Annotated in this window: 17 protein-coding genes; 10 read left to right on the top strand and 7 right to left on the bottom strand. The window is 44.3% G+C overall.

The window, feature by feature from the left end:
- Positions 1-142 precede the first annotated feature (142 nt).
- Positions 143-1,354: an FISUMP domain-containing protein gene (locus D0T66_RS14220; RefSeq protein WP_163357977.1), complete on the bottom strand. Its 1,212-nt coding sequence runs from the start codon at positions 1,352-1,354 to the stop codon at positions 143-145.
- A 401-nt stretch (positions 1,355-1,755) separates the two neighbouring features.
- Here D0T66_RS14220 and D0T66_RS14215 point away from each other — a divergent pair, with 401 nt between their 5' ends.
- The 5 genes from D0T66_RS14215 (at position 1,756) to D0T66_RS14195 (ending at position 9,421) form a co-directional block, all read left to right on the top strand.
- Positions 1,756-2,115, top strand: a complete 360-nt coding sequence (locus tag D0T66_RS14215; RefSeq protein ID WP_163357976.1) for an arsenate reductase family protein — start codon at positions 1,756-1,758, stop codon at positions 2,113-2,115.
- A 12-nt stretch (positions 2,116-2,127) separates the two neighbouring features.
- Positions 2,128-6,651, top strand: coding sequence for a translocation/assembly module TamB domain-containing protein (locus D0T66_RS16470; RefSeq protein ID WP_163357975.1), 4,524 nt, complete (start codon positions 2,128-2,130; stop codon positions 6,649-6,651).
- Positions 6,652-6,713: 62 nt separating this feature from the next.
- Positions 6,714-8,027, top strand: coding sequence for an NAD(P)/FAD-dependent oxidoreductase (locus D0T66_RS14205; protein WP_163357974.1), 1,314 nt, complete (start codon positions 6,714-6,716; stop codon positions 8,025-8,027).
- Between the two features lie 142 nt (positions 8,028-8,169).
- The gene (locus D0T66_RS14200; protein WP_163357973.1) at positions 8,170-8,931 is read left to right on the top strand and encodes a ThiF family adenylyltransferase; all 762 of its coding nucleotides are present in this window, start codon (positions 8,170-8,172) and stop codon (positions 8,929-8,931) included.
- 40 nt (positions 8,932-8,971) lie between these two features.
- A complete protein-coding gene (locus D0T66_RS14195) occupies positions 8,972-9,421 on the top strand; it encodes a hypothetical protein (RefSeq protein WP_163357972.1) in 450 nt (149 codons plus the stop codon).
- Between the two features lie 296 nt (positions 9,422-9,717).
- On the opposite strand, the gene folD is transcribed toward D0T66_RS14195, so the two are convergent.
- Positions 9,718-10,599: a bifunctional methylenetetrahydrofolate dehydrogenase/methenyltetrahydrofolate cyclohydrolase FolD gene (gene folD / locus D0T66_RS14190; RefSeq protein WP_163357971.1), complete on the bottom strand. Its 882-nt coding sequence runs from the start codon at positions 10,597-10,599 to the stop codon at positions 9,718-9,720.
- 397 nt (positions 10,600-10,996) lie between these two features.
- Positions 10,997-12,289, bottom strand: a complete 1,293-nt coding sequence (locus D0T66_RS14185) for a retropepsin-like aspartic protease (protein WP_163357970.1) — start codon at positions 12,287-12,289, stop codon at positions 10,997-10,999.
- Positions 12,290-12,493: 204 nt separating this feature from the next.
- Here D0T66_RS14185 and D0T66_RS14180 point away from each other — a divergent pair, with 204 nt between their 5' ends.
- Positions 12,494-13,114, top strand: a complete 621-nt coding sequence (locus tag D0T66_RS14180; protein WP_163357969.1) for a hypothetical protein — start codon at positions 12,494-12,496, stop codon at positions 13,112-13,114.
- Positions 13,115-13,147: 33 nt separating this feature from the next.
- Here the strand turns inward: D0T66_RS14180 and ffh are convergent, their stop codons facing one another.
- Both ffh and D0T66_RS14170 read right to left on the bottom strand, forming a co-directional pair.
- Positions 13,148-14,464 carry a signal recognition particle protein gene (gene ffh / locus D0T66_RS14175; RefSeq protein WP_163357968.1) on the bottom strand — a complete coding sequence of 439 codons (1,317 nt, stop codon included), beginning with the start codon at positions 14,462-14,464 and terminating at the stop codon, positions 13,148-13,150.
- A gap of 97 nt (positions 14,465-14,561) precedes the next feature.
- Positions 14,562-15,527, bottom strand: coding sequence for a PmoA family protein (locus tag D0T66_RS14170; RefSeq protein WP_163357967.1), 966 nt, complete (start codon positions 15,525-15,527; stop codon positions 14,562-14,564).
- A gap of 155 nt (positions 15,528-15,682) precedes the next feature.
- On the opposite strand from D0T66_RS14170, the gene D0T66_RS14165 reads away from it, so the two are divergent.
- The 4 genes from D0T66_RS14165 to D0T66_RS14150 all read left to right on the top strand — a co-directional run bounded on the left by D0T66_RS14165 (position 15,683) and on the right by D0T66_RS14150 (position 20,211).
- Positions 15,683-17,494: a YgiQ family radical SAM protein gene (locus tag D0T66_RS14165; RefSeq protein WP_163357966.1), complete on the top strand. Its 1,812-nt coding sequence runs from the start codon at positions 15,683-15,685 to the stop codon at positions 17,492-17,494.
- A gap of 173 nt (positions 17,495-17,667) precedes the next feature.
- Positions 17,668-19,152 (top strand): hypothetical protein, encoded by a 1,485-nt coding sequence (locus D0T66_RS14160; RefSeq protein WP_163357965.1) that lies wholly within the window; start codon positions 17,668-17,670, stop codon positions 19,150-19,152.
- 22 nt (positions 19,153-19,174) lie between these two features.
- Positions 19,175-19,684, top strand: a complete 510-nt coding sequence (locus D0T66_RS14155) for a hypothetical protein (protein WP_163357964.1) — start codon at positions 19,175-19,177, stop codon at positions 19,682-19,684.
- 62 nt (positions 19,685-19,746) lie between these two features.
- Positions 19,747-20,211 (top strand): hypothetical protein, encoded by a 465-nt coding sequence (locus D0T66_RS14150; protein WP_163357963.1) that lies wholly within the window; start codon positions 19,747-19,749, stop codon positions 20,209-20,211.
- A gap of 689 nt (positions 20,212-20,900) precedes the next feature.
- On the opposite strand, the gene D0T66_RS14145 is transcribed toward D0T66_RS14150, so the two are convergent.
- Together D0T66_RS14145 and D0T66_RS14140 are read right to left on the bottom strand one after the other, a co-directional pair.
- Entirely contained in the window at positions 20,901-21,470 is a 570-nt protein-coding gene (locus D0T66_RS14145; protein ID WP_163357962.1) for an outer membrane beta-barrel protein, read from the bottom strand.
- Positions 21,471-21,840: 370 nt separating this feature from the next.
- Positions 21,841-22,659, bottom strand: a complete 819-nt coding sequence (locus tag D0T66_RS14140; protein WP_163357961.1) for a VanW family protein — start codon at positions 22,657-22,659, stop codon at positions 21,841-21,843.
- Between the last annotated feature and the right edge of the window lies 1 nt (position 22,660).

The raw sequence follows: 22,660 nt of genomic DNA, 5'->3' as shown, positions 1-22,660 counted from the left end.
ATTGTTTTATTTTATTACCCCCTCTTGTGGAGGGGGTAGGGGGAGGTGGGTTTCTCTTCTACTTGCCAACTCTTTCTTTGTATAGATAAAGTTTCTTGTAACTTGTAACTGCCCGAAGGGCGAAGTAACTGTGCGAAGCACATCAGTCTTTCTTGCAACGAACAGAAAACAGGTAGTAGCGATTGACTGCGCCTCTGTGTACTTGTGTGGTAGTAGAAGAACTGATGAGGTGTCGGCGCCACGCAACGTTAGTACCGCCACTACTCGCCGACCAAAAACCCGCGGAGTTACCAAAATAAGAGGCTGAGCCATTGTAAGCGTAACCAACTATGAGCACGTCGAAGCCGCCGTCATGTGCCGTCTTGCTATCACCGTTAGAGTTGTAACCGTTGAGAACTGAGTCTTTAGCCTTCATAGCCTTGCCATGACCGTCAATCGTGGCACCACGATAGTTTGCAAAGGTTTCCCATTCGGCAGTCCAACTTAGAGCCGGTAGTGGGGTTTGAGTATATTGGTTCATCTTAGTAGTGATTTCCCGTTCCAGATCATTCCATTCTCTATCCGATGGAACGTGCCAGCCTATAGGGCAAATACCCTGAATAGTGCCGCTGAGAGTTTCTACTTCGTTTGCTCCGGGTGTAGCCCCTGCTATCTGTCCTTGGTCAATATTGGCAGTACAAATATTCTTATTCATCACAGCAGGCCAATTGTAGAGTAGTCCTTGTTTACCTTGTACACTGGACTGATTGGCAGGAATACGAAATTGAGGCTCGGTATAGCTATTTGCCGTATGCTTGGGTAGCTGCGTACCATCGGGCAAGTATTGAGTAGCCAAATTTTCGGTCATCCAATAACCCGCATCGCCGAATGCGCTGTAGTGGTAGCTGGTAGTCTCACCATTGTAGCTAATTGTTACCTGTGTGCCATCGTCGGTTATTGTCCGTACATCAGTGCCTGCTCCTCCTTTTTTGCCCAATAGTTGCCATTGTCCACCATCCCAAACGTATAAGCCAATAGGGCCTGCTCCTTCCATTTTGCAAGTAATATTGTTGAAGGCAACCTCTTTGGTATTATAGACTATCATCCCGATATGCTCGTTTAGATTGTAGCTGCCCGAGGCATTGCCGATGGATTGCGCCAGCCCGGCAGGTGTCGTAGGTTTCAGATTGGTCAGTTCTACCCGTGGAAGCCCCAATCCTTTCTTTGATGTACCATTTGTTGCTTCCTTCAGATCCAATAGTGCCCCGGCATTGGGCGCTTCGCCCGATCCGATAGTTACCTGCGCGCGCAGGGTGGAGGTTACTGTAATAAGTAAGGCTAATATAATGATAGCCTGTGTCAGGATTTTTTTCATACGATATAAATTAATTAACGTGATAGAGCGCATATATAAAATGGTAAGCGGGATAGAACAAATCTATACACTGTTTGCCAGAAATAAGCATGTTGTATGTGATATTCCGACATTTTCACCATTCGCGAGTTACTCACAAAAATAAGTTCCATTTCCGGCATTGGGAGGAATAATAGACCAAACGCCCTATTTCAGCGACGAACACACCCTTTTTCGCGATTTTTTATGCCGTTGGCTGCTTGTGAGAAATTGCAGAGTGCTATCATACAGAGATCGCTTAGAGTGAAAAGAAAAGTGAATTTTAAGAATCTTTGAACCTTAATCAGTTTTATTACGTTAATGGTATAAGTACTTTTATGTATTTTTGTTAATCAATACAGAATTGTTAAAAATCAATCGACATGTCAGAAATTCTTTTCATTCAATACCCGAAGTGCGGCACATGCCGAAAAGCGGCTAAATGGCTGAAAGAAAACAGCATCGACGTGGAAAGCCGCGATATAAGCATCGACAACCCCACCGAAAAAGAATTATCCGAATGGATTCCGAAGAGTGAGTTGCCGATCAGTAAATTCTTCAACACGTCGGGGCTGATATACAAGGAGCAAAACCTGAAAGAAAAGGTGAAAACAGCATCGGAAAAAGAACTGATAAAAATACTCGCTTCGAACGGGATGGTCGTAAAACGCCCTATCATCGTCACTCCGGCTTTTGTGCTGGTAGGATTCGACGAGCAATTGTGGAGCGAAAAATTGAAATAAGCCCTCGGATAGGTGGAAGATAAGGAACATACAACAACCAATCAGCAGGAGCCTGCCGCCAAGCCAAAGCCGAAAAAAGGTTGTCTGGCACGGCTGCTGAAAGCTACGCTGATAACAGCCCTCGTCATCGTGGGGCTGAATGTGGTGTTGTATATCCTATTATCCATCCCTTTCGTCCAAAACAAGCTGGTCGGCTATGCCACCGACGAACTGAAAAGCATGACAGGCACCGAAGTCAGGATAGACAAGGTACGCATCAGCCTGTTTAACCATGCAACCATCGAAGGGCTATATGTGGAGGATCTGGACAAGGATACACTCCTTTACGCCCAATTCTTAGATGCCCGCCTCAGCCCGTGGAAGTTGCTGAGCAACGAATTGCTGATAGACAATATAATCCTCGACGATTTCGTCATCAAGGTGAATGCAAAAGATTCGATTTCGGACTATAACTTCCAGTTCCTCATCGACGCATTTGCCTCATCCGACACCACGCAGGTGGAAGATACAACAGCCTCGTCGATACAAATCGTCATCAGCGAAATCGATATCAATCGCGGGCGGTTACACTACGACATCCTATCCGAACCGCAGACACCGAACGAATTCAATGCTTCGCACATAGCTCTTTCGGGCTTCAACGCCAATATCAATCTCTATTCTATCGATACCGAGGATTTGGATGTCCGTGTGAACAGTTTGGCTGCATCCGAGCAATCGGGGCTAACGATCAACACCCTCAAAGGGCATGTCGTTTCGGAAGGTTCGCTTTTCAAGACAGATAACCTGACGCTCGAACTGGCCAACTCGCACCTCAAGGTCAACCATGCCGAATACAATCTCGACACGGATGAATTTGCCCTTTTCACCGACGATATTGAAATTTCTCCGGCGGATGTCCGATACTTCCTCCCCAATGCAAAATACATAACAGACAAGCTCACAGCCCATATAGATGTCAAAGGGAAGCTGCCGCAGGTAGACGCCAAAACAATCTACCTCGCTTTAGGCAACAATGTCATATTAGACGGTTCGGCCTATATAGGCAGCTATAGCGCCTTAGGCAATTCGGACGTAAAAGCCGAAATCAGCAAGCTATCCCTCACCCCTGCCGGAATAACCTATCTGGCACGCTTGGGCGATTCTACCTTTGTGGCGCCGGATATCCTTTCCGATATGGGGACGGTCAATTTAACCGCCAATTTATCGGGAAAATTGAACAATCTGAGCCTCGACGCCAACGCTTCCGTCCGGCAAGGCACACTAAAGCTGAAAGCACAGGGAGCGATAGATACGACCTTCACCGACTTCGATTTGAGTGCCAACCTCTCTACTGTGGATTTCGATTTGGGGAGCTTGCTGGCAGATACAACACTCAATCATGCGTCTTTCCATCTGGATGCAAACATAAAGCAAAGCAATACATTGCCGCTGACAGCCGAAGCGCAGGGAGCGATAGACCTGCTGCAATATCAGGGTGCCGACCTGAAAGATATGCCTGTGACGGCGCACTACAACGCCAACGATATGGGTGTCACGCTATCGGGTGACCTGCCGATAGGAAAACTGGCACTGAATGCAACTATGACGCAGACAGAGATAGCGGATGTGCACATCGGCGTGAAAGTCGATGAATTGGACGTTCCGTTCTTCTATCAGAACGATTATTGGTTTCGTCCCCGCCTGTCTTTCCGCCTGAACGGGGACATAAAGGGAACAGATATAGACAAGCTGTCGGCCAAGATTGCATTGGACAGCCTCAGCCTGAAAGATTCTACCTTCAACTTCGTGCCGGGACTGATTACGCTCGAAATAGACCAGTCAACAGATACGGACAAATCAATCACACTGGAATCGAAGTTGCTATCGGCCAATATCGTGGGGCAATATACCTTCTCAACCCTGCCGTATGAAATATCGAATATGATGCACGATTACCTCTCGGCTGTCTTCCCGGAGAGATATACGTTGCGGAAACGGCTGAACAATTTCTTCTTCACGCTGAATGTCGAAAACACCGAAGAAATCGGCAGAATCTTCCAACTCCCGGTGGATGTTATCGAACCGTTCAACCTGAAAGGGCGTATCAGCACAGTCGATCGTCAGATTGCCGTTTTCGGGTCTATTCCGTTTCTGCGGTCGGGCGATACAGAGATAAAAAACGGTGAATTCGATATGTTCAACATCGATTCCACATTCAATATCACCCTTTCGGCTGCACCCGAATTCAGCGATGGATTGTACGATTTCTCCCTCAAATTGAACGGTGCCAACAACTCCGTACATTCCTACATGGCGATGGGCACCAATAATGCGGGCGACAGCGCATTCAATATCAAAGGCGATATAGAGAGTATGACGCAGTTCAGATTAACGGACAAAAATGAGTTGCAGACATTCCTGCAAGTCTATCAGTCGACTATCGACATCGACAAGATGCAGCTGAACCTGCGTCCAGCCCGCATCGTGCATGTAGGCGACCGCACCTTGGTCGAGAACTTCGGCATCGATATGAATCGCAAGCGCTATTTCCATGCAGGAGGCTACATATCCAATCTGCCGCAGGATACGCTCACGCTTTCGTTCGACGAGGCACAGATAGGCGATTTCCTGTCCACCTTCAATGTAAACAACTTCAAAGCCTCCATCGACGGCGAAATCAAATTGACGAAAATCACCGATAAAATGGAGTTTTATACCGAAAACTTAGAGATAGAAGACATCATCATTTTCGGCGATACACTGGGCACACTGAATGCTTATTGCGCGATGAACGACGAGCTGGGCGGCATACGTATCAACTCTAAATTGGACAGAGGACAAACCCGCTTTGCACTGATAGACGGGATGATATATGATAAGGACAGCGAGCTGGATTTGAAAGTAAACCTCGACCGCTTCCCGCTCGGTTGGATAGAGCCTTTTATGGCGGGGACGCTCAACAAACTGAACGGCTCGCTAAGTGCCGGAATCGGCATAAAGGGCACGACAAAAGCACCGATTACATCGGGATTTATCGGGTTCAACAATACCTCGTTCGGCATCGATTACACCAATGTGGTTTATACGATTTCGGACACGATAGAAATCAGCCCCGATAAAGTCGGATTCAGCGACCTCAAGCTATTCGACAGCGAAGGCAACAAAGCAACCATCAATGCGACGGTTACACACCACAATTTCAACAATATGAAATATTCGCTCGACACACGCATCGAGAAGCTGATGTTCCTCAATACCCAGTCGCGCACCGACAGCCTTTTCTACGGGAAAGTATATGCCACTGGGACTGTACGCATAACGGGAGACGAAGACAACATCAGGCTGAATATGAATATACGGAACGACAATAAATCGAACATCAATATCCTCGTCCCCGAAAACACAGATGCCGAGCTATATAAAGGTGTCGTATATATCAATGTGCCCGAAGAAAAAATAGACAAGGAAATCGTGCTGAACGTGCCGCCCAACGAAAGCGCCCTGCCGCTGTTAATAACTTCGAATATCACCCTGACACCAAGTATAGAATTGCGGGTAGTAATCGACCCTGCCACAGGCGACGCCATGCATGTCAACGGGAACGGGAAAATCGCCTTCAACTATGATATGCAAAAAGACAATATGACCACATTCGGAGATTACACCATAAACGACGGGAATGTGAGCATAAGCCTGCAAGGACTGAAAAAACTCGAATTCAGGATACGCGAAGGAAGTAAGCTAAACTTTATCGGCGATCCAATGAAGACAAAATTCAACATAACAGCCTATCGCCGGGTGAAAGCCGACCTGAAAACATTGGATTCGAGCTTCGAGACAGGAGATTCCTCACCCAAGGTGCAGGTTGATTGTATCCTCCGCATAAGCGGCGATATAAACAAAATGGATGTGACTTACGACATCGATTTGCCCGATGCAAACGACGATGTAAAGAACAAAGTGCGCAGCATCATCGTCACCGACGAACAGAAAGCAACGCAATTTGCTTACCTCGTCATCGGGAATACCTTCCATTCCCAGTCGGGAGGAGGGAACATAGGCAACAGCATGTGGACAAGCGTAGCATCCAGTACCTTATCGAGCGGGCTGAATGCCCTTTTGGGCAATGTGCTGGGCGATAAGTGGGAAATCGGCACCAACATAGAATCGGGCGACGGCACATTCAACGATATGGATATGAGTGTGGATGTTTCGACACGCATTTTCAACGACCGATTGAAGTTGCACACCAATGTAGGTTATAACCAATCGGCAACCGCCGACGGCACTTTCATCGGCGACTTCGATGCCGAGTACCAACTGAATACGAACTGGACGCTGAGAGCCTTCAACCGTACCAATGACCGCTTCTATAAACAAGCGCCCATGACACAAGGAATAGGTATCGTCTATACGAAAGAAGCAGCTACCCTGAAACGCCTCTTCTTACCGCGCCGCAGACGTAACCGCCGCTCCCAGAACGCCGAAGCAAGCTCCCGGAATGAAAGAAGAACTGAAAACAAGCAGGTAGAGAATACTTCGGCAGGCAAATAAGGTGAACTTACCCGTTCATAGAATGTTTTAATAAGATATACGGAACAATAATTTCAATCGCTATGGATACAAAATATATTGCGAATATTCCCGGGAAAGGAGCTTTGAAAAGAATCCTCATCATCGGAGGAGGCTTCGGTGGGCTGCAATTGGCAAAAAAGCTCGACAACAAGCATTATCAGATAGTGATGATAGACAAATACAACTATCACCAGTTCCAGCCGCTGTTCTATCAGGTGGCAACCGCCGGATTGGAGCCGGGTTCTATCTCCTATCCGCTGCGCAAGAACTTCCAGAAGCGCAAGAATTTCCACTTCCGCATGTGCGAAGCCAAATATGTGGTACCCGACCAACATATTGTGCGCACCAATATAGGCGATATACCCTACGATTATTTAGTTATAGCCACAGGATGCGATACCAATTATTTCGGAAACGATGCCTTACGCGAAACAACCTTCGCACTGAAATCAACTCCCGAATCTATTCTTCTGCGGAATAAAATATTATTAAGCTTCGAAGAAGCCCTTACGGCAAAAACCGAGGAAGAACGGAAAGAGTTGCTGACCTTCGTCGTGGTGGGCGGAGGAGCCACAGGCGTAGAATTGTCGGGAGCTTTGGCCGATTTGAGGAAAAATACCTTGCCGAAAGATTATCCCGAAATAAACTTCAACCAGATGGAAATCCACCTGATTGACGGGTCGCCGCGATTACTGGCCGGAATGTCCGAAAAGGCATCGGCGGGGGCAGCTAAAGCGCTGACTAAACGGAACGTCCTGATAAAACATAATGCTTTCGTCATCAATTACGAAAACAACCTGATAAAGATGAGCGACGGAAGCGAATTGCGTTCGCGTAATGTATTCTGGGTGGCGGGGGTAGCTCCCAACGGTTTGCCGGGGATGCCTGCCGAAGCATACGAGAAAGGGCGGATTGTCATAGATGAATATCTGCACGTAAACGACTGCAAAGATATATTTGCCATAGGCGATACCGCCTTACTGCAAACCGACAAAAGCCCGAAAGGGCATCCGCAGGTGGCACAGGTAGCCCTGCAAATGGCTACGCGCCTCGCCAAAAACCTGAACGGAAAAATCAAGAATAAACGCCCTGAAAGATTCGCCTATCAAGACAGGGGCTCACTCGCCACAATCGGTAAATATGCCGCCGTAGCCGACTTAGGCCCTTTCAAGTTCAGCGGCATAGTAGCATGGTGGCTCTGGCTGTTTATCCATATCCTGACCATTGTGGGGATGCGGAACAAAGTTGCCGTATTCATCGACTGGGTATGGAACTACTTCAACTACGATGTGTCGCTCCGGCTATTTATCCGCCCCAAATTCAGCAAGATATACGAAGAGCAGGATGTGGAATAATTTTTTAATTATCTTTGGCATGCCTTGTCATCCCGAGCGGATGCGAGGGATCTCGTTTGCGTTTGCTTTATCCGAATGAGATGCCTCACATAAAGTTCGGCATGACACGAAAATATAACTCTGATTCAATTAACTATCAGGCATGTATACAGAACAGGAAATATTGAGCCGTACGAACCTATTGCTGGGCGATGAGGTAATGAAACGCCTTGCCGAAGCGCACGTCATACTTTTCGGTGTGGGAGGTGTAGGCAGCTGGTGCGCCGAAAGCCTTGTCCGGTCGGGCATAACGCATCTCACAATAGTGGACTCGGACACGGTAAATGTAACCAATATCAACCGTCAGCTGATGGCGACAACCGAAACTGTGGGGCAACCGAAAGTAGAGGTATTGAAAGCCCGTTTGCTGGCGATTAATCCCAATGCCGAGATAGAAGCCCTGCAAGAGATATACAGCATCGACAATGATGCGTCTTTCGCGTTGAACGGCTACGATTATATCATCGACGCCATCGACAGCCTCGAGCATAAAGCCAACCTGATTCGTTCGGCGACAAAGACCGATGCCGTCTTTTTTTCGTCGATGGGTGCAGCCCTCAAGTTAGATTCGTCGCGTATTCAAACGGCTGAATTCTGGAAGGTGAAAGGATGCCCGTTGGCCGCCGCCCTCCGGCGCAAAATGCGGAAAGGTGAAATGCCTTCGAAAAAGTTTTTCTGTGTATACAGCGACGAGGTATTGGAAAACAAGGGTACATATACCCCACCCGGGACGGCAGGACAATGGGACGAACTGAAAGCACAGATAAACGGAACGGTAGCGCATATCACCGCCATTTTCGGGTTCAGGCTGGCAGCATTGGTTTTGCAAGATTTATACGATAAAACGTACAATTCGGCGGAATAATTTTATCTTTACATCATCATTTACACTTAAACTGATTATTATGAACGAACTTATCATAGGGCACAGCAAACCCAAGGCAGCACGCATATTCGGCATCATTGCAGGTGGCTATTTCACGGCAATAGGGCTATATTTCACCATCAAAAACCTTCTTGCCGGAGTGATGGACCTCTGGTTTATTCTGGCAGCTATTGCTACGTTGTTCGGGATAATTATCCTTTTGCAGAACGTTCTGGCTCATACCAAATCTTTGCTCAAAATAGACAATAACGTTGTCGAAGCGGATATTCCTCCTCAAAAGGCTATTGCTATCGAATGGGTAAATGTTTCGGAAGTGACATTCGGTGTCAGCTATGTCGTTTTCCTGCTCAACGGGCAAAAGCAGCAGAAATTAGATTTAGGCAAATTGGTTTATGACGATATGCGCCAAGCTAAAAGCAAGATTACTGAGCTTTGCGAGTTCAAGAATATTCCGTATAAGAACGATTAAGTTCCCGTAAGTTTATCTATGTTTTAGTTACGAGTTACTTCGTGCTTCGCACAGTTACGAGTTACAAGAAAGTGTTCTTATATAAACGTGACATTTTTTACCACAGAGTGACACAGAGTTTTTCACGGAGTTCTCAAAGAAAAAAGTAATTCGATAGAAAATACTGATTTTTTGTTCCGGAAAATAGTCTTAATTAGCCCTTAATGAGAAAGATACAAACGCAATTACTGGTACAAAAAGTGGTACAGAAAAGCGACACTTTAGAGGCTTTTTAGGGAGGTTTATAATGACGGTGTCTACTTATATATTTCTTTCTTTCCTGCCAATAAAGTATTGCGCATCAGCGAGATAATCGTCATCGGCCCTACTCCGCCCGGAACGGGTGTGATGAACGACGCTTTGGGGGCAACCTCGTCGAAAGCTACATCGCCTTTCAGGCGGAAGCCCGACTTCGTTTCGGTAGAAGGGACGCGTGTCGTACCCACATCGATAACAACAACTCCTTCCTTCACCATATCCCCTTTCAGAAATTCGGGAACGCCGAGGGCAGCAATGATAATATCCGCCGACAGGCATATCTCTTTGATATTCGGTGTGCGGCTATGGCAAACGGTCACCGTAGCATCGCCCGGATAGCCCTTCTGCATCATGAGGTTGGCAACAGGCTTTCCGACAATATTGCTTCGCCCGAGGACAACGCAATGTTTCCCCTGCGTCGGTATCTCGTAGCGCTTCAATAGTTCGAGTATTCCTGCCGGAGTAGCGGATACAAAGCAAGGCAGCCCGATAGACATGCGCCCGACATTGATAGGATGAAATCCGTCCACATCCTTACGGTAATCGATAGCCTCGATAACTTTCTGCTCGGAGATATGTTTCGGCAAAGGCAATTGAACGATAAAGCCGTCTACATCGGCATCCCTATTCAATTTGTCGACACAAGCCAACAACTCGGCTTCGGTCACATCCTCTTCGAACCGTATAAGGGAAGATTTGAAGCCTACTTCTTCGCAGGTGCGCACCTTACTTGCCACATAGGTTTCGCTTCCGCCATCGTGACCGACCAATACGGCTGCCAGATGAGGCGTTTTCCCTCCACGGGCTTCGATGTTGGCTACTTCTGCTGCTATCTCTTTCTTTATCTGTGCCGATATGGCTTTTCCGTCTATCAATTGCATATAATCTGAGTTTGAGACAAAGATACAAAGATTTAGGAAATAAAACCCTGCATAATGTCACATCATACAGGGCTTCAAAGATTTCTGGTAATTTTTTAATAAGAGGATCCTACCGAGGGGGAACATCGGCTACATCGGAACCCCATCTTTGTTCGGGCATTCACCCGTTATAAAAAAACAAGTTGCCCCCATTACTATCATTCATGTAAATGTCTTATGTAATTAGCAGGATCGAACTGAATCGCTGCATAGATATCTTTTGTATTCATAATCGAACTCAGGGTTTTTATGGTATAGATTACTCAAACAAATATAGTCAATTATCGGGAGAAAAACAACCCTACATAGTCCGACAGCGTGCTAATTGAATACAGATTCGTGACAGCGAAGTCTTTAGCTATTCATTTTCTATCCGGAGGTACATCTCCCTAAAATTGAATATAGCTTTATCGAACCGGTAAATAAAATCCATACCCAGCGAACCGTCTTTGCCCATATTCAGGTCTTCGGTTAACACTCCTATATCATTCAGTTCGCATTTTGTATCTCCTATCTGGAGGGGGAAATGAGGAATCTTGTAGAAAGCCATCCGTTTAGCACCGCCAAAGCCGCCTATTCCTACGCTGTCGCACACATAGTTGGCATCTATAAATTCCTTATGTTTCCTGTAATACGGAGCGTGGAGCGATATACCACCTCCTGTATCGAAATGGAAAAGAAGCCTTTCGTCGTCCGAAAAGCCTTCGATATACGGCTGAGACTGCAACAGCATCATATTAGATCCGCCGGCAGGGGGTGGCGATTGCACAAGGGGAAATACCACTTTGCCTTCTTTCGGGAAAATCTGAAATTCACCAACCTTCTCCATAAAGTGTCGCCCTAATATAGGATCGAGACTGGCAACTACACTGTCATTATAGACAACATCAGCCGAGGGGGCAACGATGAACCAGACATTTTTGTAGGTGATATTTCCGATTTTCAACTGGTCTTTAAATCCTATTTTTGCATAACCCACATGTGTTATTCCTCCCGCAAGGATGGAATCTCCAATGATTTCTATACCATACTTTTGAGCAAAATCCATCGAGATGAATCCCGGGGCATCAGCTCCCGTATCGAAAATAAAACGAACTTCTTCGCCATCTATCTCGACAGGGATAGTCGGCAAGCCGAACGAGTTTTTCTCAAGTGAAACTACGCAATCTTCGCCGGAACGGACAATCTCATCGGGTGGACAATTCTGCAGATAGGAAGCTTTTTTGTACGCATTAGTAAGTGCGATCAAAGTACCTTCCGACATATATGCTGCAGCTTCTGGTACTTGAATCAACCCTGCCAATAATTCTGCAGCTTCTCTATATTTTCCCTGCTTGATAAGGTTGTTCGACCAGAGACCTATCATCCCGGCCGAGCCTTCGACGCCTATATCTCCCTGATGATGTGTGAGTAGTACCTGTATAGCTTTTTCTGCCTCTTCCGGTTTATTCAGGGCATCACTGATCAGCGCTTCGGACAATAGTTGTAAAAGAGGAATTATACTGTCTTTGGAAATGTCATATTGTCTCTTCAATTCGAAATAGTCGGTTCCTCCTATCAGTTCTCCGATACGCGCATTAGGCTCTTGAGCGGATAATTGCAAGGATATTATCAAACAGCAAATGATGGAAAAGATTTTTTGTACTTTCATAACAATGATCTCGTTTTAGATAAAGAAAATAGAAGACTTCTCTTTTGAGAAATCAGAAGAGAAGAGGGATAAATATTTCAGACTATGGTATAAAAGGCTTGTTTCAAAGATAACAAAAAAAATATATCTTATTTATCATTATAAAGAAATCTTATATTTGTATATCTTATGGTTATCTATCACAAAAATATAACTTCATATTCAATGAAATATCTGTTTTGTATATTACTTCTTTTTCCATTAGGCCTATCAGCTCAAACGGACGAGTATGAAATAAGGATTACAGATATCAATAATGATGAAGCCGAATTGAGCTTCCTCGCAATAAATGATTCTATTTTTCTGATACCAGACTTTGATGATTTGTTTGGGGATAAATTTGGCGATTACAAGATTTCATTGAATGCAGGCAAGCACTGCATAAAAGGGAGCATTGGAAAATATATAATGATAGATACATGTATAAACTTTGCTCCACCGCAGCAAATAATCGAGCTGAGCATCAACATGAAAGATGACTTTCATCTGTATGAATTTCAAAATGGGTTCAGCAAAGTCTATAGCGGAGGGAAAGCAGGGACAGTTATCGGGCTAAAATCCGATTCTACTTTTCTGATGAAACGTTTTATACATCCCGGATATGTCGCTTGGTTTCAGCTCGAGAGAGGGACGTATCAGATAAAAGGACATATCTTGGAATTAATCGTTACAGAAAATTCAAGATCTAATATTTTCGAGGAAGTTCCACACCGCCCCATATATACCTTTACAATAGAAAATGGTAATATTATAGATCTCGACAAGTATGGTAACGAAGTAAAATAAGCAAGGCTACCAATGGTAGCCTTGCTCTATATCTTATCTTCTCATCTTCGGCATCTTGCCTTTGTTTTGCGTCATCATCTTCATCATCTTGCGCGTTTGGTCAAACTGCTTGATAAGCTTGTTGACTTCCTGAATCGAAGTACCGCTACCTTTGGCTATGCGTTCGCGGCGGCTACCGTTGAGGATTTCAGGAGCTGAACGCTCTTTCGGTGTCATGGATTGGATAATAGCCTCGATGCTCTTGAAAGCATCGTCGTCGATGTCCAGATCCTTAATGGCTTTGCCTACGCCCGGAATCATTGACGCTAATTCCTTGAGGTTACCCATCTTTTTGATTTGCTGTATCTGACCGATGAAGTCGTTGAAATCGAACTGGTTCTTGGCAATCTTCTTTTGCAGGCGACGGGCTTCTTCCTCATCGTATTGTTCCTGCGCACGTTCGACGAGCGAAACGATATCACCCATCCCCAAGATACGGTCGGCCATACGGTCGGGGTGGAATACGTCAATCGCTTCCATCTTCTCGCCTGTACCGATAAACTTGATCGGCTTGTCAACAACCGAACGGATAGAGAGCGCCGCACCACCACGGGTGTCACCGTCTAATTTGGTAAGGACAACACCGTCGAAATTGAGGCGGTCGTTAAATTCCTTCGCTGTATTCACAGCATCCTGCCCGGTCATGGAATCGACTACGAATAAGATTTCGGACGGATCGATAGCGTTCTTTATCGCTTCAATCTCTTTCATCATCTCTTCGTCGACAGCCAGACGTCCGGCGGTATCTATGATAACTACATCGTTGTTGTTCTGTTTTGCCTGTTTAATAGCGTTCTGTGCAATCTCCACAGGGTTTTTATTGCCTTCCTCCGTATATACGGGAACGCCGATTTGCTCACCCAATATCCGCAACTGCTCGATAGCCGCAGGACGATAAATATCATCCGCCACCAAGAGAGGATTTTTCCCCTTCTTCGATTTCAGCATATTGGCCAGCTTGCCCGAGAAAGTCGTCTTACCCGAACCTTGCAATCCCGACATCAGAATGATAGCAGGAGTAGCTTTCAGGTTGATATCCATAGACGTGCCACCCATCAAAGCAGCCAGTTCGTCGTGGACGATTTTCACCATCAATTGTTGCGGCTTAACGGCTGTCAGCACGTTCTGCCCCATTGCTTTCTCCTTAACGGTTTCGGTAAATTGCTTGGCCGTTTTGAAGTTGACGTCGGCATCGAGTAATGCGCGGCGAACATCTTTAAGGGTTTCGGCTACATTGATTTCGGTGATTTTTCCTTCACCTTTCAGTATCTTAAACGAGCGGTCTAACCTGCTACTGAGACTTTCGAACATAGTATATCTTGTTTATCAGTTCTTAAAAATTGTCGGAGCACAAAGATATAAACTTTTGGCAGAATGAGAAATACCTCTATTGTTGTTTTTACTTTTACTAGAAAGTATAATTAATGTATTCGGGATATTCCTCTGTAAAACGTTGCCACAAACGTTCCGCCCTATCTGCATGAATGGGATTGTCGAAAACGAATATGCGATAATGCAAGCGCAGTTCATCCGATGGATCGAGGGTGTGAGGGTATTTTTTTGTAGGCGAGAAATTCCACATCATATCTCCCGTTCCGGCGTTTGCTTTCTCATCCCATATACGTAGAGGCTCGGGGTAGTTCAGGTTAGACGGATGCGAAAGGATAAGTATGCAAGCATCACCTTTGTCAGTCTTCCCCCCAAAAAGAGCCCATCGAGCATTCGTGTTATCGGCATTTTCGCGTGTATAACCTTCGGAAGTGAGGAAGGCGGTTCGGTCGGGTGTCCAGTCGGCACGCGTGCGGATAACCAAGCCGCCATACCGGTATTGTTCCAATGTTATCGGGCTGGTGGTCGCACATTGTACTGTCGTTATATAATCCAGATAGTAGGCAGCTCCGTCAGGTTTTCCGATCCTTATCTCCAGGTTTTCGATCATTGCCGTTTTCTCGGCCGATGAATCGGGGTAGACAATATGATCCAGCACTGCACTGAATCCGGTATCCGATATCTCCGTAAATTCGCGGAAACGCACCGTTCCCTGCTTTTTGTAGACATTCCAGAAATCGATCTCATCCCCCTCGAAAGTGGTTTTCGTCCAGGCATACCAAAGCCCATAGTGATGGTAGTGGTCGGACGGCGACAGGTTTGTCAGCGTTTCACCTGCCATATCGTTTACGGGGTGGAAAAAGCCGCTCCGCTTGTAAACCGTATCGACACCGGCCGGAGGATAGACAGTAGCATAATTGTAGGCAAATAGTGTCTTCTCCCCTGATTTATATTCTAATGCACGGCCTGTATCCTCGTAATGAAGGGAAGGCTGGCAAGCTGCCAAAAACAAAAGGGAGAAAAAGAAAGACAGGAATGTTTTCATAATAGATTCGGGGTTTACGTACTGAATAAAACGCTAAGATAAGACTTATATTGCTTCTTTCCTCAACGTTGCGGAAAAGGGAAACAACCTATCACATACTTTAAGACTCCCGCGGCTAAGCTTCTGAAAGAAAAAGCATACCTTTGTTCCCGATTATGAAATCGTATCAACTGACAGACTGGCTGCCAACCACCAAAAAGGAGGTAGAGCTACGAAAATGGGACGAATTAGATGTTATCCTCTTTTCGGGAGATGCGTATATCGACCATCCGTCGTTCGGGGCAGCTGTTATCGGGCGCCTGCTCGAAGCCGAAGGGTTGAAAGTGGCGATTGTGCCACAACCTAACTGGCGCGACGATCTGCGCGACTTCAAGAAGCTGGGGCGTCCCCGCCTGTTTTTCGGGGTATCGGGCGGAGCAATGGATTCCATGATCAACCATTATACGGCCAATAAGCGCCTGCGCTCGAATGATGCTTATACGCCCGACGGGAAAGCGGGTATGCGCCCCGACAGGGTTTCTATCGTTTATTCGAATATCCTGAAAGACCTTTTCCCCGATGTTCCTGTGGTGCTGGGCGGCATAGAAGCGTCGCTTCGCCGTGTAACACACTACGATTACTGGGACGATAGGCTGCATCAGTCCATCCTTTTGGATTCGCGTGCCGATCTGCTGATATACGGAATGGGCGAGCAACCGCTGAAACAGCTCGTTGCCGAACTGAAAGCGGGTAAAGATTTCAACCAACTACTCGCTATCCCGCAAACGGCTTATCTGGCAGATAAACCCGCAACAAACGAAAAGGATATAGTTCTCTATTCGCACGAGGAGTGTTTATCCGACAAACTGAAACAGGCGAAAAACTTCCGCATAGTGGAAGAGCAATCGAATATGGTGCACGCCGCGCGCATCATCCAGACTTACGGAGAAAAGGCGGTCGTTATCAATCCGCCCTACCCTCCTATGAGCGAACAGGAGATAGATGCTTCGTTCGACCTGCCTTATACGCGCCTGCCGCACCCCAAGTATAAGCAAAAGACCATTCCTGCTTTCGAAATGATAAAATTCTCGGTGAATATGCACCGCGGCTGTTTCGGAGGGTGTGCTTTTTGTACTATCTCGGCGCATCAGGGCAAGTTTATCGCTTCGCGCAGCAAAGAATCTATCCTGAAAGAGGTGAGAGCGGTCACAGAGATGCCCGACTTCAAAGGCTATATAAGCGATTTGGGAGGCCCTTCGGCTAATATGTATCAGATGAAGGGCAGGGATGAAAGCATCTGCGAGAAATGCCGGCGTCCGTCCTGCATCCACCCCCATATATGCAAGAATCTGAATATCGATCATCAGCCGTTGCTGGATATATACAAGGCTGTGGACAGACTGCCGTCGATAAAGAAATCGTTTATAGGAAGCGGCATCCGTTACGATATGCTCCTACACCGGAATGATGATGAGCGACTGAACAGGGCTTCGGACGAATATACGCGCGAGGTTATCCTCAACCACGTCTCAGGACGGTTAAAAGTCGCACCCGAGCATACTTCCGACAAAGTGTTGAATTATATGCGCAAACCAAGTTTCGAGCAGTTCCACGCCTTTAAACGGATTTTCGATAAGCTGAACAAGGAGAACAACCTCCGGCAGCAGCTGATACCTTACTTCATCTCATCGCATCCGGGTTGTTCGGAGCTGGATATGGCAGAGTTAGCCGTTGCAATGAAGAAGATAGATTTCAAGCTGGAACAGATACAGGATTTCACCCCTTCGCCCATGACACTGGCTACCGAAATATACTACACAGGCTACCACCCTTATACCTTAGAAAAGGTATATACCGCCCGCACAAAAGAGCAGAAACTCGCCCAACGCCAGTTCTTTTTCTGGTACGACCGCAATTACCGCCCGCAGATAGAAAAGTCCCTCAAAAGGTTGAAGCGGGAGGATTTGCTGAAACGTCTATATAATTAATTCTCTATCCTTTAAAAGTCGATTTTCACATGTGCTATTCTAATTGTTAAAATCGAAAAAAACCATTGTGCATTTCTTGGTAGGTTGAATTGTAAAGTTTATATTTACAACAAGTTCATAGACCCGCGGCAATGAACCCAAAGAAATTACAGTACTTAATAAACAAACAGCTAATGAAAAACAAAATCAAACTTTATTCGGGACTGATGGCAGGAGTTCTGCTTTTCTCGGTACTGGTGTATGCCTGTACGAAAGAGGAGATAGCAACCGAGCCTCAACAGCCGGTGGAAGCCTTAACTATTGAAAATGCACAAAAGTGGTACAACCAGCATTTCGGTTCGGTGGCTAAGACGAAAGCATCTTCGGATGCGGGGGACGATGACGGGATTACTTTAATCCCGCAATGGAACGAGGCCGAGCTCTCGGCCGACTCTATGTGGTACACAGTGGAAAGTCCACTGGAATCTTCTTCGGACATCCGTGTCCTCTTTATGCAAGAGGAGGTATTGAATCATGCGATTGAGAATAAGGCGTATCAACAGGTGAAGCAGGTACACCGCCATGTGGTGATGCGAAACAGGGAGACGGGCGAAACGTATGCTTTTATCATGGTGGTGATGCCGACGCTGGAGTATATGCAACGTGTGGGTGATGCCTTGGAAACGAACAAGTATCTTTCGCGGGAGAGTGACTTGGATGGTGAGGTTGTCTATTTCAACTGTGCAGGCGAATTCGTCAATGGATGGATATATGAGAAGGGGAAAATCACCTACGGTACGCATGTGGAAGAGTTTGGCGGAAACAGGAAGAAGGCGTTTATCTCTGTCCCAGTAACAAGATGTTGGACGCAAGAGGCGCTTATCGCGGGCTCTGACGGCATTTTTGATGTCGTGGATGAGATGATACGTTGTGAGGAGTATATGGAGTGGATAAATGTCCAGCCTGACAGATGGGAAACAAATCGCCCCGGTGAAGGTGGCGGAGGTGGCGGTATATATGTTGGAGGTGGCGTAATATCTCCTCCTAAAGTAAAGCCTTCCGCAAAAATAACCAAGAAAATAAGCTTGGATGCTGCAGGGATCAAGGAATTAGACAATACTTTAGAAGAAAAATTGAAACAATGCGGCTATAAGTCGATGTATGATTACCTTGTAAATAAGGGTTCGAAACTCTCGAATATTAAAATAGATCCATCCGGAAGTTATGGTGGTTATAATCCTGAAAACGGGGAAATGACATTCAAGGATAATGGAAGTATACAGACAGCTTTCCCTGAAGAATTTATTCATTTTTTTCAGGATAATTATTACCCTAATGGGCTTAGCTATTCGAATAATGTTGGACGATCGAATATTGAGTTTGAAGCGAAACTTATTCAGGATATTTTATGCTATATAAAAGCTGAAGGATGTTTTTATTATTCGAGAGGCTCTCAATATATTAATGAATTTGATTATTGGTTAATGAATATTACAAAAGAAGGTACCTATATTCCTAAGTATTCTGATTTATTAAAAAGGGATCCTAGCTGGGGAAATCTCAATTATTGGGATTTTTTAGATGATTTCAGGAGAAGTAAACCGGATTATAATTTCCCTGTTGACAAGAATTTACTTCCAGCAGCAATGAATTTTCTAAATAGTACAGGTTGTTATTGATTTTAAACTAAAAAATATGAAGATGAAAGCATTATATATTTTATTTATATTAACAATGAGCGCTTTTTCTTGTATTAGTTCACAAGAAAGAAAAGAGATCGAGATAAATAATTCGATATATTATTTGACGGCTAGTCCTGCAAAGTTATATTCTAGTAAGAATGTACTTCAAGCCCAAGACTCCAGATCAAAATGTCCATATATTGAAATTGAGCAATATGAAGAGAACCCGTTTAGTGATCTTGTAAAAAGAGTTTTTACAAAAGACCGAATTAAAGAATTAGCGCAAAACAATAAGGGCTTTGGCTTGGTTCTTATATGTAATCAAGACGGACTAGTAAAAGAAGTAACATATTTATTCTATAGTACAACAGTTACTCTAAATGGGGATAATAATTCTATTTCATATAATGAAATAGGGTTATTTGAAAAAGAAATTAAAAGATATAAGTTTAGATTGAGTAATACTTGTGAAGATGTCAAATATTATACAATTAGTATGCCTTGTCAATTTAAAAAATACCTTAATTAAAGAATATAAATAATTCAGCCAGTCCGGTATCGGGCCTATCGGACTGGTTAATTTTATCGATTATGAAACAGGTTATTATTATCATATTACTCCTAAGTGGGTTTATGAACTGCTCATTTGCTCAAAAAACAGAGAAAAGCTTTAATGGTGAAACTTATATAATTGAAAATAATTATATATACAATAAGAAAGATAACATCTATAAGCAAGAACTATCTAATTGCGAGTACTATAGAGCAGAAGAGATTTCTTCATTAAGGACTATCATTGATGGTATTTTATCAAAAGATAAAAAAGAATCACTTTCAGGGAAAAGATTAACTCTTCTTCTGCTTTTGGACAAAAATGGCCTAATAAAAGAAGTTCGTTTTAGAATTCCCCCAAAAGAAGACTCCCCTTCTGATTTATCAATTTCCATAGAGGAAATATATAAATTAGAGCAACAACTGAAAAAATACCAATTCAAATTAACCTCAGATTGCCCTGATATTGAATATTACCGATTTAATTGGAGCTATAAATTTTGATAATTCCTCTATTCTGATTCGGTAGAAAACTTCTACTATCCTCAGGCTGACAATACGCGGGCCTGTCAGCTTGGGGATAGTTTTTATCAAACAATTTTATCTATATAAGAAAAGTTGACAAGTCGACATATAAATTGTCATCCCGAGCGAATGCATGGAATCTCGTTGCGCTTTGCGCTGTTTATAGTCGGGGCGGGATGCTTCGCCAAAGGCTCAGCATGACAGAACCGTTCTTTCTCTTTGTGGTACTCTGCGAAAAAACTCGGTGTCGTTCTTTGGTTAAAAAGAAAAATGACAAGTAAAAAACACTGTATCGCGTAATATTTGTCAAGTGTGTCAAGTTTTAACTAAATTTCGATTGATTATCAGCGAAGTAAGTTTTTTGACAAAACTTGACAGTTATATCAGTCCTGTAAAGAACCAATTCGTGGTCTCCGTGGTGAAAAAGAGAAAAATACATTTTATAAAAAAAATGGACTGCAAAGCTTTTCGAAGCATAAGTCGCTTATTAACAGCAACAAACACACTTCGCACGGATAACAGTTCTAATACAAAAAGATGACACGATTGCCTGTTTTTTAGGGCGGGAACAATTATCAGTTCATACAAAGAATAAAGCAGACTACTCTCACGAGCGGTCTGCCTCCCATTTTTAACAATGACTTGTTACGTTCTTTTGATATAATTAATTAAAAAAACACATTTACACCGAACAGCACATCTTCCATGTCTACATTCAGACCAAAATCATGCAGTTTGGCATCTCCTTGCTTCGAATAGGTATATCCCATAAAGCCGACCTTCGTGATAAAATTGATCTTATCCGAAAGATGCAAAGCCAATCCCGGGCGTATACCTGCTTCGAAAGTATTTATCTCGTTCATATGTTTCCCCGGTTTGCCCCATTCATAGCCCAGACCTCCTTCGGCGAATACGCTTACACGGTCGAATCGCAGGAATGAATAACGCACAAACGGCTTAACTATAAATTTCTTCTGATCTATTGCCTGATGTACATCTCTGTCGTATTTGAACTGGCCGTAACCGACAGCCATACCGACGCTCAGGTTAGTGTTTACAATATAACCGACTTCGGGCAACACCTGAAAATTGAATCCGCTGGTATTGTTACCTGCGTTTTTCATCTTGGTATAGCCTACTCCCGCAGCACCTCCCAGCCAAAGTTTCCCAACTTCCTGGGCATTTGCTACGTTTACAACTCCTAATGAAATAATGATAATTAGTAATACTTTTTTCATAAATACCTTAGTTTAAATTAAACACCTTTTGATAATCAATTTATCTATAATAATAAAAGCAATTTAAGAATAACTATTACACATCTTATGTCTATTACAACAAGTTATATTTACACTTATAATAAGCACACTTACCATTTGCTTCGACAAGATTATTGAATATTTCGTTAAGTTGTATAAATAAATCTGCTTTTTTAACAAAAAATTCATCTTCAATCATGCAAAGCTTTTGAATTTAACAGTAGTACAGAGGAATTAAGATTCTTTCATCCTTAGTCCAGAAATATAACAAAAAAGCAGAAAGATTGTTGACAGAAAAAAGAGAAAGGAGGGATATATTTCTGATTTACAGGTAATAAAAAAGCAGAAATTAATACGGAAGTAACGGATTGTACATCATGACAGCATGGTTCTCCGCCATCAGTTCCTCGGTATAGGAATTATCTTCGGTAAGAATCCGCTTCCGCCATATCTTATTATGACGGGTATAACCGCCCCACCATTGCGACTTGAACATATGGTCGGTTTCGTACACTTCGAATCGGTATTGGGATGGATTATCGGATAAGAGTTCGCCGTTCAGGTATTCCTCATCCAGCCATAGATTGATGCGGTAGGTATTAGGCGTATTGTTCTTCAATTGCAGGTCGACATAATTATAAGAGAGCGTTGCTCCACAGGCGAAGGGGATTGTGCGGTTGATATCGGGGAAGACATCGTAGCCATGACGCCAGCGTTCGACGATATCCAGTTCTGAATGCAAAGCCATCCAATACAGGAGGTTACCTAACTGGCAAAGCCCTCCCCCGCAACCTTTCGAGATTTGCCCATTATGCAGCACCAAGCCGTCCAGATAGCCTTTCGACCGTTTGGGGCGACCGACTAATTTCCAGATAGAGAATATTTGTCCCGGCTTGATTACGACACCATTTATAGGAGCAATAGCCAGCCTGAGATTAGTCACCTTGTTGTGTTGGAGAATCATATCCACATCCTTCAACGGGCGCAACAGGAAAGAGCGATGCTGAATAATAGGATAGCGGCAAATATCGTTCTGCGGAACAGCTATGGCATATTTACCCCTGTTCCTCAGCCAGAGAAGTTTCCTCTTGAGGATGTAGTATTCTTTGCCTAAATAGCTTCGTAGAGCGCCTCTTTCCTGAGGCTTCTCTACATGATTGGTTAACATG

This window comes from Dysgonomonas sp. 25, from assembly GCF_010501075.1.
Taxonomy (GTDB): domain Bacteria; phylum Bacteroidota; class Bacteroidia; order Bacteroidales; family Dysgonomonadaceae; genus Dysgonomonas.
This window is presented reverse-complemented; position numbering and strand designations above follow the sequence as displayed.

What these genes read in the sequence shown, in the direction of transcription:
- D0T66_RS14220 (WP_163357977.1), bottom strand. Translation starts at nt 1,354, where the DNA reads ATGAAAAAAATCCTGACACAGGCTATCATTATATTAGCCTTACTTATT.
- D0T66_RS14185 (WP_163357970.1), bottom strand. Translation starts at nt 12,289, where the DNA reads ATGAAAGTACAAAAAATCTTTTCCATCATTTGCTGTTTGATAATATCC.
- D0T66_RS14205 (WP_163357974.1), top strand. Translation starts at nt 6,714, where the DNA reads ATGGATACAAAATATATTGCGAATATTCCCGGGAAAGGAGCTTTGAAA.
- ffh (WP_163357968.1), bottom strand. Translation starts at nt 14,464, where the DNA reads ATGTTCGAAAGTCTCAGTAGCAGGTTAGACCGCTCGTTTAAGATACTG.
- D0T66_RS14165 (WP_163357966.1), top strand. Translation starts at nt 15,683, where the DNA reads ATGAAATCGTATCAACTGACAGACTGGCTGCCAACCACCAAAAAGGAG.
- D0T66_RS14145 (WP_163357962.1), bottom strand. Translation starts at nt 21,470, where the DNA reads ATGAAAAAAGTATTACTAATTATCATTATTTCATTAGGAGTTGTAAAC.
- D0T66_RS14215 (WP_163357976.1), top strand. Translation starts at nt 1,756, where the DNA reads ATGTCAGAAATTCTTTTCATTCAATACCCGAAGTGCGGCACATGCCGA.
- D0T66_RS14160 (WP_163357965.1), top strand. Translation starts at nt 17,668, where the DNA reads ATGAAAAACAAAATCAAACTTTATTCGGGACTGATGGCAGGAGTTCTG.
- D0T66_RS14180 (WP_163357969.1), top strand. Translation starts at nt 12,494, where the DNA reads ATGAAATATCTGTTTTGTATATTACTTCTTTTTCCATTAGGCCTATCA.
- folD (WP_163357971.1), bottom strand. Translation starts at nt 10,599, where the DNA reads ATGCAATTGATAGACGGAAAAGCCATATCGGCACAGATAAAGAAAGAG.
- D0T66_RS14195 (WP_163357972.1), top strand. Translation starts at nt 8,972, where the DNA reads ATGAACGAACTTATCATAGGGCACAGCAAACCCAAGGCAGCACGCATA.
- D0T66_RS14200 (WP_163357973.1), top strand. Translation starts at nt 8,170, where the DNA reads ATGTATACAGAACAGGAAATATTGAGCCGTACGAACCTATTGCTGGGC.
- D0T66_RS14170 (WP_163357967.1), bottom strand. Translation starts at nt 15,527, where the DNA reads ATGAAAACATTCCTGTCTTTCTTTTTCTCCCTTTTGTTTTTGGCAGCT.
- D0T66_RS14150 (WP_163357963.1), top strand. Translation starts at nt 19,747, where the DNA reads ATGAAACAGGTTATTATTATCATATTACTCCTAAGTGGGTTTATGAAC.
- D0T66_RS14140 (WP_163357961.1), bottom strand. Translation starts at nt 22,659, where the DNA reads ATGTTAACCAATCATGTAGAGAAGCCTCAGGAAAGAGGCGCTCTACGA.
- D0T66_RS14155 (WP_163357964.1), top strand. Translation starts at nt 19,175, where the DNA reads ATGAAAGCATTATATATTTTATTTATATTAACAATGAGCGCTTTTTCT.